Source organism: Paraliobacillus zengyii, assembly GCF_003268595.1.
Taxonomy (GTDB): Bacteria; Bacillota; Bacilli; order Bacillales; family Amphibacillaceae; genus Paraliobacillus_A; species Paraliobacillus_A zengyii.
Window position 1 is genome coordinate 817,144 of sequence record NZ_CP029797.1, and the last position, 16,547, is coordinate 833,690.

At 35.7% G+C, this 16,547-nt stretch carries 14 protein-coding genes; 6 read left to right on the plus strand and 8 right to left on the minus strand.

Features of this window, described 5'->3' with window-relative positions; genetic code table 11:
• Nucleotides 1-6 precede the first annotated feature (6 nt).
• Complete coding sequence (locus tag DM447_RS04090; protein WP_112180011.1) at nucleotides 7-1,695, plus strand: IS1182 family transposase; 1,689 nt, start codon at nucleotides 7-9, stop codon at nucleotides 1,693-1,695.
• Here the strand turns inward: DM447_RS04090 and DM447_RS04095 are convergent.
• Entirely contained in the window at nucleotides 1,692-3,410 is a 1,719-nt protein-coding gene (locus DM447_RS04095; RefSeq protein ID WP_112180012.1) for an ABC transporter ATP-binding protein, read from the minus strand. The genes DM447_RS04090 and DM447_RS04095 overlap by 4 nt on opposite strands.
• A gap of 144 nt (nucleotides 3,411-3,554) precedes the next feature.
• Here DM447_RS04095 and DM447_RS04100 point away from each other — a divergent pair, with 144 nt between their 5' ends.
• The 5 genes from DM447_RS04100 (at nucleotide 3,555) to DM447_RS04120 (ending at nucleotide 10,925) form a co-directional block, all read left to right on the plus strand.
• Nucleotides 3,555-4,454: a 5'-3' exonuclease gene (locus tag DM447_RS04100; RefSeq protein ID WP_112180013.1), complete on the plus strand. Its 900-nt coding sequence runs from the start codon at nucleotides 3,555-3,557 to the stop codon at nucleotides 4,452-4,454.
• A 79-nt stretch (nucleotides 4,455-4,533) separates the two neighbouring features.
• Nucleotides 4,534-5,427, plus strand: coding sequence for a PhzF family phenazine biosynthesis protein (locus tag DM447_RS04105; RefSeq protein ID WP_112180014.1), 894 nt, complete (start codon nucleotides 4,534-4,536; stop codon nucleotides 5,425-5,427).
• A 315-nt stretch (nucleotides 5,428-5,742) separates the two neighbouring features.
• Nucleotides 5,743-8,388 carry a cation-translocating P-type ATPase gene (locus tag DM447_RS04110; protein WP_112180015.1) on the plus strand — a complete coding sequence of 882 codons (2,646 nt, stop codon included), beginning with the start codon at nucleotides 5,743-5,745 and terminating at the stop codon, nucleotides 8,386-8,388.
• Nucleotides 8,389-8,531: 143 nt separating this feature from the next.
• The gene (locus DM447_RS04115; RefSeq protein WP_112180016.1) at nucleotides 8,532-10,205 is read left to right on the plus strand and encodes a sensor domain-containing diguanylate cyclase; all 1,674 of its coding nucleotides are present in this window, start codon (nucleotides 8,532-8,534) and stop codon (nucleotides 10,203-10,205) included.
• 96 nt (nucleotides 10,206-10,301) lie between these two features.
• A complete protein-coding gene (locus DM447_RS04120; protein ID WP_112180017.1) occupies nucleotides 10,302-10,925 on the plus strand; it encodes an SGNH/GDSL hydrolase family protein in 624 nt (207 codons plus the stop codon).
• Nucleotides 10,926-10,997: 72 nt separating this feature from the next.
• Here the strand turns inward: DM447_RS04120 and DM447_RS04125 are convergent, their stop codons facing one another.
• The 7 genes from DM447_RS04125 to DM447_RS04155 all read right to left on the minus strand — a co-directional run bounded on the left by DM447_RS04125 (nucleotide 10,998) and on the right by DM447_RS04155 (nucleotide 16,137).
• Nucleotides 10,998-11,132: a lmo0937 family membrane protein gene (locus tag DM447_RS04125; RefSeq protein WP_112180018.1), complete on the minus strand. Its 135-nt coding sequence runs from the start codon at nucleotides 11,130-11,132 to the stop codon at nucleotides 10,998-11,000.
• A gap of 54 nt (nucleotides 11,133-11,186) precedes the next feature.
• Nucleotides 11,187-11,693, minus strand: coding sequence for a DNA topology modulation protein (locus DM447_RS04130; protein ID WP_112180019.1), 507 nt, complete (start codon nucleotides 11,691-11,693; stop codon nucleotides 11,187-11,189).
• A 13-nt stretch (nucleotides 11,694-11,706) separates the two neighbouring features.
• Nucleotides 11,707-12,570, minus strand: coding sequence for a D-amino-acid transaminase (gene dat / locus DM447_RS04135; RefSeq protein WP_112180020.1), 864 nt, complete (start codon nucleotides 12,568-12,570; stop codon nucleotides 11,707-11,709).
• Between the two features lie 101 nt (nucleotides 12,571-12,671).
• Nucleotides 12,672-13,568, minus strand: a complete 897-nt coding sequence (locus DM447_RS04140; RefSeq protein WP_112180021.1) for a metal ABC transporter permease — start codon at nucleotides 13,566-13,568, stop codon at nucleotides 12,672-12,674.
• Complete coding sequence (locus DM447_RS04145; protein ID WP_112180022.1) at nucleotides 13,565-14,437, minus strand: metal ABC transporter permease; 873 nt, start codon at nucleotides 14,435-14,437, stop codon at nucleotides 13,565-13,567. Before DM447_RS04145 ends, DM447_RS04140 begins: the two co-directional genes overlap by 4 nt.
• A gap of 1 nt (nucleotide 14,438) precedes the next feature.
• The gene (locus tag DM447_RS04150) at nucleotides 14,439-15,191 is read right to left on the minus strand and encodes a metal ABC transporter ATP-binding protein (RefSeq protein ID WP_112180023.1); all 753 of its coding nucleotides are present in this window, start codon (nucleotides 15,189-15,191) and stop codon (nucleotides 14,439-14,441) included.
• A 16-nt stretch (nucleotides 15,192-15,207) separates the two neighbouring features.
• Nucleotides 15,208-16,137 carry a metal ABC transporter solute-binding protein, Zn/Mn family gene (locus DM447_RS04155; RefSeq protein WP_112180024.1) on the minus strand — a complete coding sequence of 310 codons (930 nt, stop codon included), beginning with the start codon at nucleotides 16,135-16,137 and terminating at the stop codon, nucleotides 15,208-15,210.
• Between the last annotated feature and the right edge of the window lie 410 nt (nucleotides 16,138-16,547).

Sequence of the window (16,547 nt, forward strand, 5' to 3'; positions counted from 1 at the left end):
ATCCTTATGTTTAAAGATTATAACATGAATCAAGTAATTTTGCCGTTAGATTTTGAAATGAAATTGCAAGAAAATGATATTGCCTATACGATCCATGACTTAGTAGACCAAATACCAGATAAAGCATTTTCTTTTTTCTTACATGAAACAGGTTGTCCTGCTTATCATCCGCGAATGATGATGAAGGTTATTTTATGTGCTTACACGCAATCTGTTTTCTCTGGGAGAAAAATTGAAGGATTGCTGAAAGATAGTGTCCGTATGATGTGGTTAGCGCAAGGCTATGAGCCAAGCTATCGCACGATTAACCGTTTTCGAGTCAATGAAGAAGTACAAGAACTGTTACGCCAATGTTTTGTACAATTTCGATGCCAACTGGTGAAAGAAGAGCTGATTGACCAGGAAGCGATCTTTATTGATGGCACCAAAATAGAAGCAAATGCCAATAAATTTACGTTTGTTTGGCGAAAAGCGATTGAAAAATACAGTGCGAATTTGGTGGAGAAATCAAATCAACTGTACGATGAATTATTGGCAAACGAAATTATTCCAGAAATAGAACGCGAAAGTACGGAAGAACTATCCACTAAAGAACTCGAAAAAGTAGTTGAGAAACTAGAGAAGACCGTTGAAGGATACGACAAACAGATCGAAGAAAGTAAAGATGTCAGCAAACGGAAGCAGCTTCGCTCTGCAAGGAAAACACCAAAAAAATACCGCAAACAGTTTAAAGATTACGTAGCACGCAAACAAAAATACGAAAAGGATAGGCTTATATTTGAAGCGCGCAATAGTTATTCAAAGACAGACCATGATGCCACCTTTATGCGCATGAAAGACGATTATATGAATAATGGCCAATTAAAAGCAGGTTACAATGTACAAATTGCGACCGAAGGACAATATACACTCGCATATGACGTATTTCCCAATCCAACTGATGTACGCACATTCACTCCTTTTCTAGATAAAATCGAGGAAAGCTTCTTTGAACTTCCCACATATATCGTAGCTGATGCAGGGTATGGAAGTGAACAGAATTATGAAGATGTCCGCATTAATCGGGAGCGCATCCCGCTGATTACCTACAATATGTATCGAAAAGAGAAGACAAAGAAATATAAGCAAGACCCTTTTAACACAATGAACTGGGCGTATGATGAAGCGAGTGATTCTTTCCGTTGTCCAAATGATAAAAAAGTGGCTTTCCAGTATCTATCTAATCGAACAGGTAAAGATAACTTCACCCGATCCTTTAAAGTCTATGAATGTGAAGACTGTTCGGATTGTCCGTTGCGTTCCCACTGTACAAAAGCAAAGGAAGGAAATAATCGAAAAATTTATTATAATGAAAAATGGGAACAACAAAAAGCATACACAAAACAGCAGCTTTCAGAAAAAGAAACCGGTAAAATCTATGGCAAACGAAAAATAGATGTAGAACCAGTCTTCGGATTTTTGAAGGCTAATTTGCGTTTCACTCGTATGTCAGTAAGAGGCAAGAAGAAAGTGGAAAATGAATTAGGATTTGCATTCATGGCGGTGAACTTGAGAAAGTACACGGCTAAGCATGCGCATGGTCCAACAAATCCTGAAAATAATCCAACAAAAAAAGATTCCGACCATCTTCCTAAGATGATCGGAATCTTTTTCGTTATTTTGGCTAGTTATGTCCCAGCCTCTTTTTATGATTAACGATCTGCAAATTGTATCCGATGTAAGTTGGCGAAGATACCATCTTTGTTTAATAGTTCTTGATACGTACCTTGTTCTGCAATCCCGTCATTGGTTACTACGACAACACGATCAGCATCACGAATAGTAGCTAGGCGGTGAGCAATAACTAGTGTTGTACGGTTTAGAGCTAGTTGATCTAATGATTTTTGAATTATTTTTTCCGTCTGTGTGTCAAGTGCCGATGTTGCTTCATCCAATATTAAAATTGGTGGATTTTTCAAGAATGTTCGAGCGATAGCTAGGCGCTGTTTTTGTCCACCAGATAGTTTAAGGCCACGCTCACCGATTTGTGTATCATAGCCATTTGGTAGGTCTGCGATTACATCATCTAAGTGTGCTTGATGGGCAGCTAATTGTATTTCTTCGATTGTTGCGTCTCTTTTTCCATATGCGATGTTTTCACTTACTGTTCCAGCAAATAAAAATACGTCTTGCTGCACGATACCTATTTGTGAGCGAAGCGATTTTTTAGTCATATCGCGTATATCTGTCCCATCGATGGTGATTTCGCCTTGATCAATATCATAAAAGCGCGGAATTAAGGAACAAATAGTTGTTTTCCCTGCACCGGATGGACCAACGAACGCAACGGTTTCTCCAGGCTGAATCGCTATATTAATATCTTTCAAAACATTTTTATGTTGGTCATAAGAAAAACCAACCTTGTTAAATTTAATATTCCCTTCAAAAGTTTCAACATCTATTGCATCAGGACGATCTTGAATGTCTGGCTCTTGTGCGATTAGTTCTTGGAAACGTTTAAATCCAGCCATTCCTTTTGGATAAAGTTCTAACAGTGCACTTACTTTATCAATTGGTTTAATTAATACATTCGTATAAAGGATGAAACTAACTAATTCACCGTACGATAGATTATCATTAAAGCTAAGCCATGCCCCAACAACTAATACGAGCAATGTTAAAAGTCGTGTCATCATATAAATACTAGAATGGGTACCAGCCATGACACGGTATGCTTTTATTTTTGCGGTACGAAATAGTCCGTTATCTTTTTTAAAACGTTCAATTTCAAAATCCTCGTTTGTAAAAGATTGGACAACGCGCACACCAGAAACTGCATCTTCTACGCGACTATTCACATCGGCAATTTTCCCGTACATATTATGCCACGCTTTGTTCATTGCTATATTGCAATAAGTAACCAACGCAATAAGAAATGGCACCATTACAAGCGCTATTAAGGCAAGAGTGGGATTAATCGTGAACATGATCCAAAACGCACCAGTAAAAGTCATAATAGAAATAAACAAGTCCTCTGGTCCGTGATGGGCAAGTTCACCAATATCGAACAAATCATTCGTAATTCTACTCATGATATTACCTGTTTTGGTATTATCAAAAAAACGAAAGGACTGTCGTTGAACATGACCAAATAATTCCTCACGCATGTCGGTTTCAATATTAATACCTAACTTATGACCAAGGTAGCTAACGATGTATTGTAACAACGTACTAAATAAGTAGATGACGAGTAATAGAATACTAACGGTCACAATAACATGCCATTTACCTTCGTCTAATAAATCATCGATAAACCATTGGACAGCCAGAGGGAATGCAAGTTCCAATAGTGCGACGATTACTGCACTGCTGAAATCGATGATAAATAAGCGTTTGTGCGGTTTATAATAAGAGAAAAATTGTTTTATCATGTATGTAACTCCTTATCTAATTCAAATCTTACATATTATATCAAAAATTGACGCAAGATGCTTGAATATTGCTATTTTCCTTATTCAAAGATAAGTTCAAATGTTACAATAGTATAGATGTTAAGCGTACAAGGGGAGATAAGGATGTTAAAAGAGAAGTTATTATTAGTTGATGGATTTAATCTATTAAGTAGAGGCTATTTCGCTACAGCATATAACAAATCAGAAGAAGATCTAACTAAAACAAGTGACGGTATCTATACAAACGCACTACGTGTATTTTTTCAAAAGTTGTTTAACTTGATTGATCAACATGATATTAGTCACCTCGCGATTGCTTGGGATGTAAAGCGTGAAGAAACAAGTAGAAGAGTAAAATACGACTTTTATAAGGCTAGTCGTAATGCATTACCTGAGCCACTTATCCAGCAATATGAAACATTAACACGTGTTCTGGAGGCTATTGGCATAACACAACTGGTCGTCCCACCGTATGAAGCGGATGATGTTATTGGGACGTTATCAACAAAATGGTCCAATGATACGGATAATCACTGTCTTATTTATAGTAACGATAAGGACCTGTTACAGTTATTAGATAAACAAACAACGCAAATCATTGCACAAAAACGGCAAGAAACACTCTATACTATCGATCATTTTCAAACGGAATATGGAATTGATTCAAGTCAGTGGATTGATGTCAAGGCATTATTAGGCGATGCAAGTGATAATATTCCAGGATGTCCAGGAGTCGGAGCGAAATCAGCACTTCCGTTAATTCAGCAATATTTAAATGTCGAGCAATTATTTGAGCAATTAGATGGTTTAGATCCAAAATTCAATCGGTATAAGAAGAAATTAACTGACGGGAAAGAATCTGTTTTTATTAGTAAAGAGCTTGCGACAATAGAAAGAGATATTTCTCTATTCGATACGTTTGATTTAAATGAATTGAAGCTTGAAGTGGAACATCATATGGTAGAAGAAGCAATGAAAGGATTGGAATTACGGATTAAATACAAAGGAAAACAAGTGGGATGAATCTTATTAGTAAAGGTTCATATCTAGGGAAATATATACTTCTTTCGGTATATAATATTAATGATCAAGGAGGAAAGAGATGAAACCTGTAACAGTTTATCATTATGATGCATTTAGTTCTGAAAAGAATAAGGGAAATCCTGCAGGAGTGGTGTTAGATACAGAAGGTCTAAAAGAAGTGGATATGCAAAAAATTGCTCTTGAAGTAGGTTTTAATGAAACTGTGTTTGTAGGGCCATCTTCAGTAGCGGATTATCATTTGCGTTTTTTTACACCAGGTCATGAGATGCCTTTATGTGGTCATGCGACGATTGCGTCCATCTATGCTTTACAAACAAAAGGCATCTTGAAAGACAAAGTAGACATTACAATTGAAACAAAAGCAGGTATTTTACCGATTTATATAGTAGATGATCCATCGGCTAAAAGAATATATATAAAGATGGAACAGATAGCACCGAAGTTTAAAGACTTCAATGGTTCAAAACAAGAATTAGCAGAGTCAATGGGACTATTAGTAGAAGATATTGATCACGACTTACCAATTGTATATGGCAATACGGGAACATGGACACTTCTGGTTCCAATCAAAAAGTTAGCTAGTTTTGTAGAGATGAATCCGGATAATAATCGTTTCCCAGCGATTTTAAATGAGATGCCACGTGTCTCTGTTCATCCGTTTTGTTTCGAAACACATGATGCAAAAGCTACAATGCATGCACGTCATTTTTCATCACCTTTTTCAGGAACAAAAGAAGATGCTGTTACAGGTACTGCATCAGGTGTAATGGGTGCATACTATGCTACCTATGTCGCACCAGCTAGCTCTGAATTTAATTTAATCGTCGAGCAAGGATTAGAAATGAATAAAGACGGGCGTGTTCATGTATATGTCAAGAAAAAGCAGGCAGAACTTGCTGTCAGTATTCAGGGGACTGCTGTTTATGTAACAAGCTTTATAGTGAAAATATAACTTGACAAGTATTTCTATTAATCGTATGATGAATTTAATATTAAAGGGGAGTAGCTGCTACAATTATGTCGTCATTACGAGAAGAATCTCCGGCATAGTTGGCAACCGACGTTGTTAGCAAGACCTTTATCGTTTGTGTTTACAAACGGTAAAGGTCTTTTTTTTATTGGTTTTAATCTGCAGTTTTGGTTTAAACTATATCTAATAGGGCTAATGATGGAAATAGCAGTATTTTGGAAAAGGATATTAGAAATAGCAATTTATTAATAGCACTTAACTAAAAGCTAGTAGATTTAAGAGGAGATGATAAAACAAATGGAATTTTATCGTGCAGATAAAGATACTGTTCTAAAAGAAGTTGAAGCAACGGAAGAAGGACTCTCATCAGCAGAAGTAACACAGCGGGTGGAACGAGATGGTTATAACGAATTTGAAGATAAAGAAAAAGTACCGACTTGGAAATTATTCTTAGAAACATTTAAAGATGCCATGGTAATTGTCTTATTGGTTGCAGCAGGTGTGCAGCTGTTACTAGGTGAGGTTGTTGAAACAATCGTCATTGTATTTGTTTTAATAATGAATGCAATAATTAGTGTTGTGCAAACTAAGAAAGCAGAAAGTTCACTCGATGCTTTAAGGGATATGTCTGCACCGGAAGCAAAAGTTATGCGAAATGGAACGAAACAAACTGTTCCAGCTAGGGAATTAGTTCAAGGAGATATTGTATACTTAGAAGCTGGTGATTTCATTCCAGCAGATGGCCGCATTTTAGATAATGGTTCCTTAAAAGTAAATGAAGGAATGCTTACTGGTGAATCAGAAGCTGTCGAAAAAACGGTAGGCGTAATTGAGGAAGAATCCGCATTAGGTGATCGAACAAATATGGTATTTAGTAGCTCCCTTGTGGTATACGGACGTGCAACTTTTGTTGTAACAGGTACAGGCGAGAAAACTGAGATCGGTAAAATAGCAACTTTACTATCTACAGCCGAACAAAAACAAACACCACTTCAGCGTAAATTAGACGTATTTAGTAAAAAATTAGGAATTGGAATCTTACTATTATCCGTTGCCATTTTTGCTATACAAGCAGCACGTATTTGGTTAGGTGATGAAAATGTTGATGTAACAACAGAAATATTAAATGCTTTGATGTTTGCAGTAGCAGTAGCTGTTGCTGCAATTCCAGAAGCGCTTAGCTCGATTGTAACAATCGTTTTATCTGTAGGAACGAATAAAATGGCAAAGCAACATGCGATTATCAGAAAGCTTCCTGCCGTTGAAACACTCGGTTCTACAAGTGTTATTTGTACAGATAAAACAGGAACATTAACACAGAACAAGATGACGATTACAGATTACTTTATTCCTGGAGATGGTGAAAAAGAACATCTTCCTGAAAGTCCAACTAATTGGAATGAATCAGAACGTCTATTAGTTGATATTGCAGTTCTTTGTAATGATTCATACATCAATAATGATGGAAAAGAAGTTGGCGATCCAACAGAGGTTGCGTTAATAAACTTTGCTAATAAGAATAATCAAGATTATCAAGAATTGCGTGATACGTATAAGAGGGAAGCAGAATTACCTTTTGACTCTGATCGTAAACTGATGTCTACACTTCATACGATTAAAGGCGAGAAATTGATGCTAACAAAAGGTGGACCTGATGTTGTCTTCAACCGTGCAAGCTATATCTTAGTTAACGGCGAAGAACAACCACTAACAGACGAATGGAAAGAAAAACTGCATATAGCGAATGAAGATTATTCTAAACAAGCATTGCGTGTATTAGCTTACGGTTATAAACGATTTAATCAAGATAAAGATACAGTAGAACTTGATGATGAATATGATTTAGTTTTAGTCGGTCTTACGGCAATGATGGATCCGCCACGGGATGCTGTCTTTGGATCAATTGAACAAACGAAAAAAGCTGGTATTAAAACGGTTATGATTACTGGCGATCATAAGACGACAGCAGAAGCAATTGGAAGACAAATTGGTCTGATGGATGAGGATGACATTGCCTTAACTGGACAGGAACTAGATGCTTTATCAGAAGAAGAACTGAATGAAAAATTAGAAAAAATTTCTGTTTATGCTCGTGTATCTCCTGAAAATAAGATTCGGATTGTTCGCGCATGGCAGAATAAAGACCAAATTAGTGCGATGACAGGTGACGGGGTAAATGACGCACCAGCTCTAAAACAAGCCGATATTGGTATTGCAATGGGAAGTGGAACAGATGTAGCAAAAGACTCTGCTGCAATGATACTAACAGATGATAATTTTGTATCAATTGTTAGTGCAGTTGGTGTAGGTCGTACTGTCTTTGATAACATCAAAAAAGCAATAGGTTATTTATTTGCTGGAAACTTAGGTGCGATTATTGCTATATTATTTGCTGTTATATTCGGATGGGCAAATCCATTTACAGCGTTACAACTTTTATTCATTAATCTTGTAAATGATTCATTACCAGCAATCGCGCTAGGTATGGAAAAATCAGAACCAGATGTAATGAAACGAAAACCGCGTCGTGTTGATGAAGGGATTTTTGCAGGTGGAACAATGCGGTCGGTTGTGACACGTGGAACCTTGATTGGTATTGCGGTAATAATTTCTCACTTTATTGGTTTACAACATTCCGATGAAATGGGTGTAGCGATGGCATTTACGACGTTGATTTTATCTCGTACCCTACAAACGTTTGCCGCTAGATCAAATACACAAACAATTTTTGGTGTTGGTCTATTAACGAATAAATATGTACTTGGTGCTGTAGCTCTTTGTTTCGCTTTGTATAGCCTAACAATCTTACCGTTCACGCGTGATATTTTCGCTATTCCAACAACATTTGGTTGGAATGATTGGATTATTGCAACTGGACTAGCTATTGGTGCAGTAATTATGATGGAAGTTGTGAAAGTTATCTTTCATAAATTCAAAAAATAATATCAAAAAAATCCTTGGTTAAAAGCCAAGGATTTTTTTTGGTATTTTCAATATACTATAATGTAGTTATCTGATTATTAGTGTTATAATTGATATAGGTAAAAATTACTATTTGAATATTTTTTTATAAAGGGGTTAGCTACTTGAACTACGATCAACTATGTTACCAGGATGTTTTAAATGGAATACAGGATATGGTGTTTGTAATGCGTGTCAGTGACGATCTAGAATATTTTTACTATGAGTTTGTTAATAAGCGAGCGATGTTAATGACTGGTTATAAATCAGACGTAATTGGACAGGAAATAGCTAATGTTAACTCACATAATCTTACAAAATTCTTATACGAAAAATATAGAGAAGTAGTCAAAGGAAGAAAACCACTTACATATGAAGACAATTTCCATTCGAATAATAGAGAAGAAAAAATTAGTGAAAATACCTTAACCCCATTAATTGTTGACGATAAGGTTGTAAGAGTTGTTACTGTAACACGTGATATTACGCAACTAAAACGGGCAGAACTGAATAGAGAAAGATCAGATGAAAAATTAAAGATTAGTCGGCAACGCTATAAATCATTATTTGAACACAATCCAGATGCCATTCTCCATTTAGATTTGAATGGTAAATTAATGCGAGAAAATCATGTGTTTAAACACCTTACTGGAAAGAAACCAGGAAGTTTAAAAGGTATTTCGATGCTTAAACTTATTGCTGAAAAGGATAAAGATAAAGTTAAACAAGCATTTGCTGAGGCAATTAGAGGAAAACCAACTTATTTTGAAACGATCCTATCTACAGCTTATGTGAAAGAGGCGTTTTTACAGGTTAAATTAGCACCTATTATTTTAAAAGATACAATTAACGGCGTCTATGCGATTATAAAGGATATGACAACAGAGCATAGGGCGAAAGAGAATTTAATTGAAAGCGAAGAAAAGTTTCGTCTTATTACGGAGAATTCTTATGATTTAATTACGCTAGTAAATAAGTGTGGGAAGATAATTTATGCGTCACCCTCACATACATTTGTTCTCGGTTTCCCTTCACAAGCTTTTATTGGTAAGTCATTATTACATTTAGTTCATAAAGCTGATGAGCCTCTAGTTGAAAAGGCATTAGCAGAATCTATTAAGGATAAATTTTCATTTTCTATTGAATTTAGAGTAATGAATAGTGAAAAGGAATGGCTTTGGTTTGAACTAAATGGACAACCAGTATTCTCACAAAATGGTGAACTAAAGCATATGGTTGCTGTTGGCCGAGATATTACAGTTAGAAAACGATATGAAGATAGTTTAAAAAGATTAGCATATCGTGACTTTTTAACAAATTTACCGAATCGACGTTTGTTTCAAGATCATTTATATAAACTACTTGCTTCTTATGAGAGAAATGAAAAAGAATTTGCTGTTATGATACTTGATTTAGATGATTTTAAAAAGATAAATGATGAAATGGGTCATGATGCTGGAGATGAAGTGATAGTTGAATTTGGACGTCGTTTGCAATTTTCCACTCGAGAGATGGACATAGTAGCTCGGATGGGCGGGGATGAATTTCTCATTTTATTAACAGAAATAGAAGCGGATAAAAATGTAGTACATGTAGTTGAACGAATCGAATCAGAAATTTCAAAACCTTGGGAAATAGCAGGGCGGATGTTTCACATGAGTTCAAGTATTGGGGTGGTCATTCCAAAGTGTAAAGGCTTTACAGTAGAGGGGTTAATTAAACAAGCTGACCTAGCGTTATATCAAGCCAAAAACACTGGAAAAAATAAGTCAATAATCACTGTTTGTAATAGTAAGTAAAAGTGATTGAAATTATATGGTATCCTTTTTACCATATAATGTGTCATAATATATGGTAACGCTTACTTGTAATATAAATTAACTTGGAGGAAGAAAATGATGAATAAAAGGATTGTATTTATAGGTGACAGTATTACAGAATGGGGGAAAGAACAGGGTCTAGACAATATAGGAACTGGTTACGTAAAATATATTTATGACTATTTGTTAGTAAGCGATCCACAAGATTTCCCTGAAATAATTAATTGCGGAATTGGTGGAGATCGAATTACAGATTTAGCTAACCGTTGGCAACAAGATGTAGTTGATCTTCAGCCAGACATATTATCTATTTCTGTTGGAATAAATGATGTTTGGAGACAACTTGATGAACCAGAAATAGAACAAGTTATGCCAGAGAAATTTGAATTGATTTATCGAGAGCTTTTGCTAAAAACATTAAAAGAAACAAATGCAACGATTATTATTATGGAGCCAACAGTTATTGGAGAAGAAATAAAATCTGAAGGTAATAAAAAACTACAAGCGTATGTACAAATTATTGCTAAACTTGCAACTGAATTTAATCTTATAGTTGTCCCAACACATCAAGCTTTTCTTACTTATTTACAAGCTAACAATGAGCATGAGCTCACAATAGATGGAGTGCATATGAATGATGTTGGTAATCTATTAATGGCAAAAACATGGTTAGAAACATATAATAAATTAAATGCTTAACAAAAGAAAGTGAGCGATCAAGGCATAAAAGATTAAACTTTGATCGCTCAAGACTTTCCTTTATTAAATTCACTATCTACGCAACATTTTGGCAATAAATACAACCAAAGCAATTACTAGTAGAATGTGGACAAGGCCACCTGCAACTTCAAATGCAAACCCAAGTATCCATGCTAGTAATAAAATTCCTATAATAGTCCAAATCATTTATTTTCACACTCCTTTATACTTCATAACTTACCCGTATATACTAAAAGTAAACTATTTGGATATTTTAGTGAGAAAAGTTTTTGTTTGTTTTGGAGAAGTGAATTCTAATAATTGGGCATGCTGAGCACTATTCAAGCGTTCTCGAATTGATGGTAGTTTATCTTTTTTAAATCTAGCAACCCAGAGAAAAAATTCTAAGTCTATTTTCTCTGGACAATCTTTACCCATGTCGGGTCTTGTTTTACCTTGATATTGAATTCTTCTTTTAGTAATACCATAAAGACACCGTAATGTAGAATAGTTGAGAAAGATAACCGTGTCGCAAGCTTGTAGCCGTATATCCATTGTCGCACTATAGTTTCCGTCAATAATCCATCTATCTTGCGTTATAAACCCTTCTTGTAATCTAGCTAGCTCGGATCTTTCAATCGGGTTCCAACCAGGTTTCCAAAAATAAGCATCCAAATGGTAAACTGGTATATCTAGAATTTCTCCTAAAGTTTTAGCGAGTGTAGATTTACCAGAACCACCACTTCCAATTATCATTATTTTTCGCATAGTCTGCTCCTTTTTACTTAAGTAGAGAAGAAATAAGGCCAGCATCTAGTTGGTAGGCTGCTTGTAATGCTCGTGTTATCGATCCAGGTTGTCCATTTCCAATCTCTGTTTGATCTACCTCAACAATTGGCATCACTTCAGCTGTACTACTCGTTAAAAAAACTTCATCTGCATAGGCTAAATCATCCGTTACGAACGCAGTTTCAGCTAATTCCATATCTAAAGCGTGAATGAATGTCTTTATTCGATCTCGCACACATCCATGCAATATTTGATTTGTTTCTGGATGTGTATAAATTATATTGTCTTTTACTAAGTATACGTTCGAAGAGCTACATTCTGTTACGATTCCATCGCGATGTAATATCGCTTCAAAACATCCTTGTTCAAACGCTTCTTGTTTAGCCATAACATTTGGTAATAAATTCAAACTTTTAATATAACAGTTTTGCCAACGGATATCAGGTAATGTAATTGCCTTCACACCAAATTGAAGCTTTTCAACGGGACGTTCTAATTCCTCCACATAGGCATAGAAATTCGCTTCAACTGCTGGGAAAATATGATCACGTTTTGCCGATCCGCGTGTTACTTGCAAATAAATTTTCCCGTTAGTAGTTAATTGATTAACCTTTACTAGTTGTTTTAACTCAATTCGTACTTGCTCTTTGGTGAAAGGTAAAGTTAGCTTAATTGCTTCTGCTGAACGAAATAAACGATCGATGTGCTTTGAAAGCAAATAACAATCTCCATTATAAACGCGAATTACTTCATAAATGCCATCCCCGAATTGTAAGCCGCGTTCTTCGAATGGATAATGCAATTGTGTACTATTTATTAATCCAGTCTGGGTCAGGATCATCGGATTATCAATCATTATTATCAACTCCCTTATTCATTAATTTAGTAAAGTTTATTATAACAAAAATTTATAATAATAGCGTGAGAGTTTACTAACTCTCACGCTTTACGATAGTTTCAATGGTTTTGTATTGTCGTTTCTTTACGTTTCGAACGATTATGCCAAGTTTTAAATAAAATACCATGCTTCGGACTAAAGAAAAAAGCAAGAGCGAATAAGATACCAACTGCTGTTGCCATTGAACCCGCAATCGAAACATTCCAATAGACAGCTCCTAGATATCCTAATAATGCAGATACAACACCAATTACTCCGCTTAGTATTAAGATATTTAAGAAGCGGTCTGTTAACAGATAAGCAGTTGCACCAGGTACAATTAACATGGCAACGACAAGTATTGCACCTACACTATCAAATGAAGCAACAGTCGATAAAGAAACCATTGTCATTAGTAAATAGTGCATAAAGACAACGGGTACCCCGATTAACGTGGCAAACTGTGGATCAAATGTAGAAGTTTTAATCTGTTTATAGAATAAACCGATTAATATGAAGTTTATCACTAAAACACTGCCTAGCATCCAAACTGCTTTGGGCCCATAATCATTACCGTTAATTTGAACAGTATCCCACGGTACAAAAGCTATTTCTCCCATTAAAGCATGTTGTGTATCAAGGTGCACTTGATCACCAATAAAGGAAATAAATACAACAGCTAAAGCGAATAATGTGGTGAAGACAACGCCGATTGCTGCATCGGACTGAACGCCTGAGTTATCCAATGCTTCTACTAAAAATGCGGTTACCAAACCAACAATAGCTGCACCAATCAGCATTGGAATGCCATTTAAGGATTGTGTAATAAAGAATGCACCGACAATTCCTAAAAGGACAGTATGACTAATTGCATCTGCAATCATAGACATTTTTCGTAAGACTAATAAGGAACCAGTTACCCCACAAGTTAGTCCTACAAGGCAGCCTGTAAGAACAATCCAAAATGTATAGGTCATACTATTCTCAACCCCTTTAGTAAAATGCCTTTACGCTTACCAAATAACAAACTAATGAAAAAAATAAAGGAGGCACTTAAAACGATCATAGGTCCAGTTGGTAAGTCACTTATAACTGTACTCATACTTGCACCAACCATCCCGGAGATACCCCCAAATATTCCTGCTAACCAAGCCATAACACTCAGATTTTCAGTCCAATATCGAGCAGCTAATGGAGGAGTAATTAATAAGGCCGCAATTAATACGACACCTACCATTTGAATTCCAATCACAACAATCCCGACAATAAGAAAAAGTAAAACGCCATTAAAGAAGCTTACAGGTATACCTATCCCACGTGCGAATGATGGGTCAAAAATACTTATCTTAAACTCTTTAAAACAAAAAGTGGTAACAATCATTAATAAAAGGGAACTAACAGCAATTAATTGAACGTCGCTTTTAATTAAAGAGGCAGCTTGCCCAAAGATAAATGAATTTAATCCTGCTTGATTCCCACTAGAGTTTTGTTGAATATATGTTAATAAAACAATTCCAAAGCCAAAGAATACCGAAATAATGATACCTATTGCTGCATCTGTCTTTATTCTAGAGTGCTTGATAATAACCTGAATAGCTTGTGTAGCTAGCAAACTTGTAATAGCAGCACCTATTAATAACAATGGCATCGATTTTTCTTGAAATATAATGAAAGCAATACAGACACCGGGAAGTGCAGCATGTGCCATAGCGTCACTGATAAGACTTTGTTTTTTTAACAAAACAAAACTTCCTATCATGCCACTTGCAAATCCCAATAATAAACTGCCCATTAAAACCCATTGAACATTTGCACTTGAAAACAACGAGACAACTTCAGTCCACATCTTACAATCCTCCCTGAAGTACGATTGGAGTCTTTTGTAAGAATGATATTTTCCCGCCATATGTTTGTTCTAAGTTATCTAAGGTAAAAACTGATTGTGTCTCACCGTATGCGATTGGAGTTTTATTAAGCAACAATACGTGATCAAAGTAATCTTCAACTGTTTGTAAATCATGATGGACAACTAGAACTGTTTTTCCTTGATCTTTCCATTCCTTCATTAATTTTATAATTGCCTTTTCTGTTGCAGCATCGACTCCAGCAAAAGGTTCATCCATAAAGTAAATTGTCGCATCTTGAGCAAGTGCCCGTGCTAAGAAAACCCGTTGCTGTTGTCCACCTGAAAGTTGACTGATTTGTCTCTGTGCATAATCTAACATACCAACTTTATCTAGACATGTTCGTGCCCAATCTATTTCTTTCTTTTTTGCTCTTTTGAAGAATCCAATTTCACGATATCTGCCCATTAAGACAACATCCAGTGCATTTGTCGGGAAATCCCAATCAACTTCACTTCGTTGTGGAACGTAACCGATTAGTTGCTTTTGTTGTGCATAAGATTTCCCAAAAACTTGTACATCGCCTGCTTGCATAGGAATGAGGCGTAATATTGATTTAATTAATGTTGATTTACCTGCCCCATTTGGACCGATAATACCTGTAAGTGATCCAACTGGTACACGAAAAGAAACATGTTCAAGTGCGGGTTGTTTATCATACAAGACTTTCAGGCCATTTATTGTTAAAGCATCCATTTTTCATATACCTCCTTTATTTTAGTGCCTCTACAATCGTATCAACGTTATGTTTAAACATTCCTGCATACGTACCTTCTTCAGTTCCAGCTTCACCCATAGCATCAGAATATAATTCTCCACCAATGGAGACATCATGACCTGCTTCTTTTGCGCCTTCAACGACTGCGTTGATAGAACGGTCAGAGACACTACTCTCAACAAAAACACCTTTTACATTTCTATCAATTAATAGATCAATAATTTTTTGGACATCATTCACACTATAATCGGATTCGGTGCTTAAACCTTGTAAACCGACCACTTCAAATCCGTAAGCTTTGCCAAAATAATTAAAAGCATCATGAGCTGTTACTAAAACTCTACTTTCTTCAGGGATTTCTTCAAAACGTTCTTTTGCGTAGATATCTAACGCTTCTAACTCAGCTAAGTAGTCAGCGGCATTTTGACTATAGCTTTCTTCGTTGTCTGGATCGATATTGATTAAATCATCACGTACTGCCTCCACACTATATGACCACATCGATATGTCGAACCAGACGTGAGGATCAGTGATAGTAGGGCTCTCTGGATCACTTAATAATTTACTTTCGGGAATGTTTTCTGACACTGGTGTAGTTGTTTTATCTTGTTCCATTTGTTCAAAGATTTCCCCCATTTGGCCTTCCAAATGAAGTCCGTTATAAAAGATGATATCAGCTTGATCCAGTGTTTGGATGTCTCCTTGAACTGCATTGTATAAATGGGGGTCAACACCAGGACCCATAAGGCTTGTTACATCTACATGTTCTCCTCCAATATTTTCAACTGCATCTGCAATTTGTGCGATGGTGGTGACTACTTTTAGTGGTTCTTCTGATTTATTAATTGTTTCCTCATCTTGAGTAGAGCATCCAAATAGTCCAACTAAAAGGAATCCTATACTAACAATTAAGCGTTTTTTCATTTAAACTCCTCCTTATAAATTAGCTTTGCTTAAATTTTATGTGTTAAACTAAAAAAGTTTCCTTAAGGCAAATTATATTCTTTAAGGAAATAAAGTCAAGAGGTATTCTGGAATTTTACAAAGAATTAATTGTTTAAAGTTAAGCATGTAAATAAACAAATGATAATAATTGTTATTTTACAAAGAAAATAGTCAAAGTTAGCAAGAAGGGGTTGCATTCATAAATTTAGGTAGGTATAATAGAAAACATCATTTCAAACAGCGACAGATTATGTGACAATGAATTTTTGGAGTCCCATTTAAAAATGCGGGTGTAGTTTAGTGGTAAAACCTCAGCCACGAGCATAAGCTTCATGAATTAACATCGAGTTGTCCCGAAGCATGAATCATCACTGAATAAGCTAGAAGAT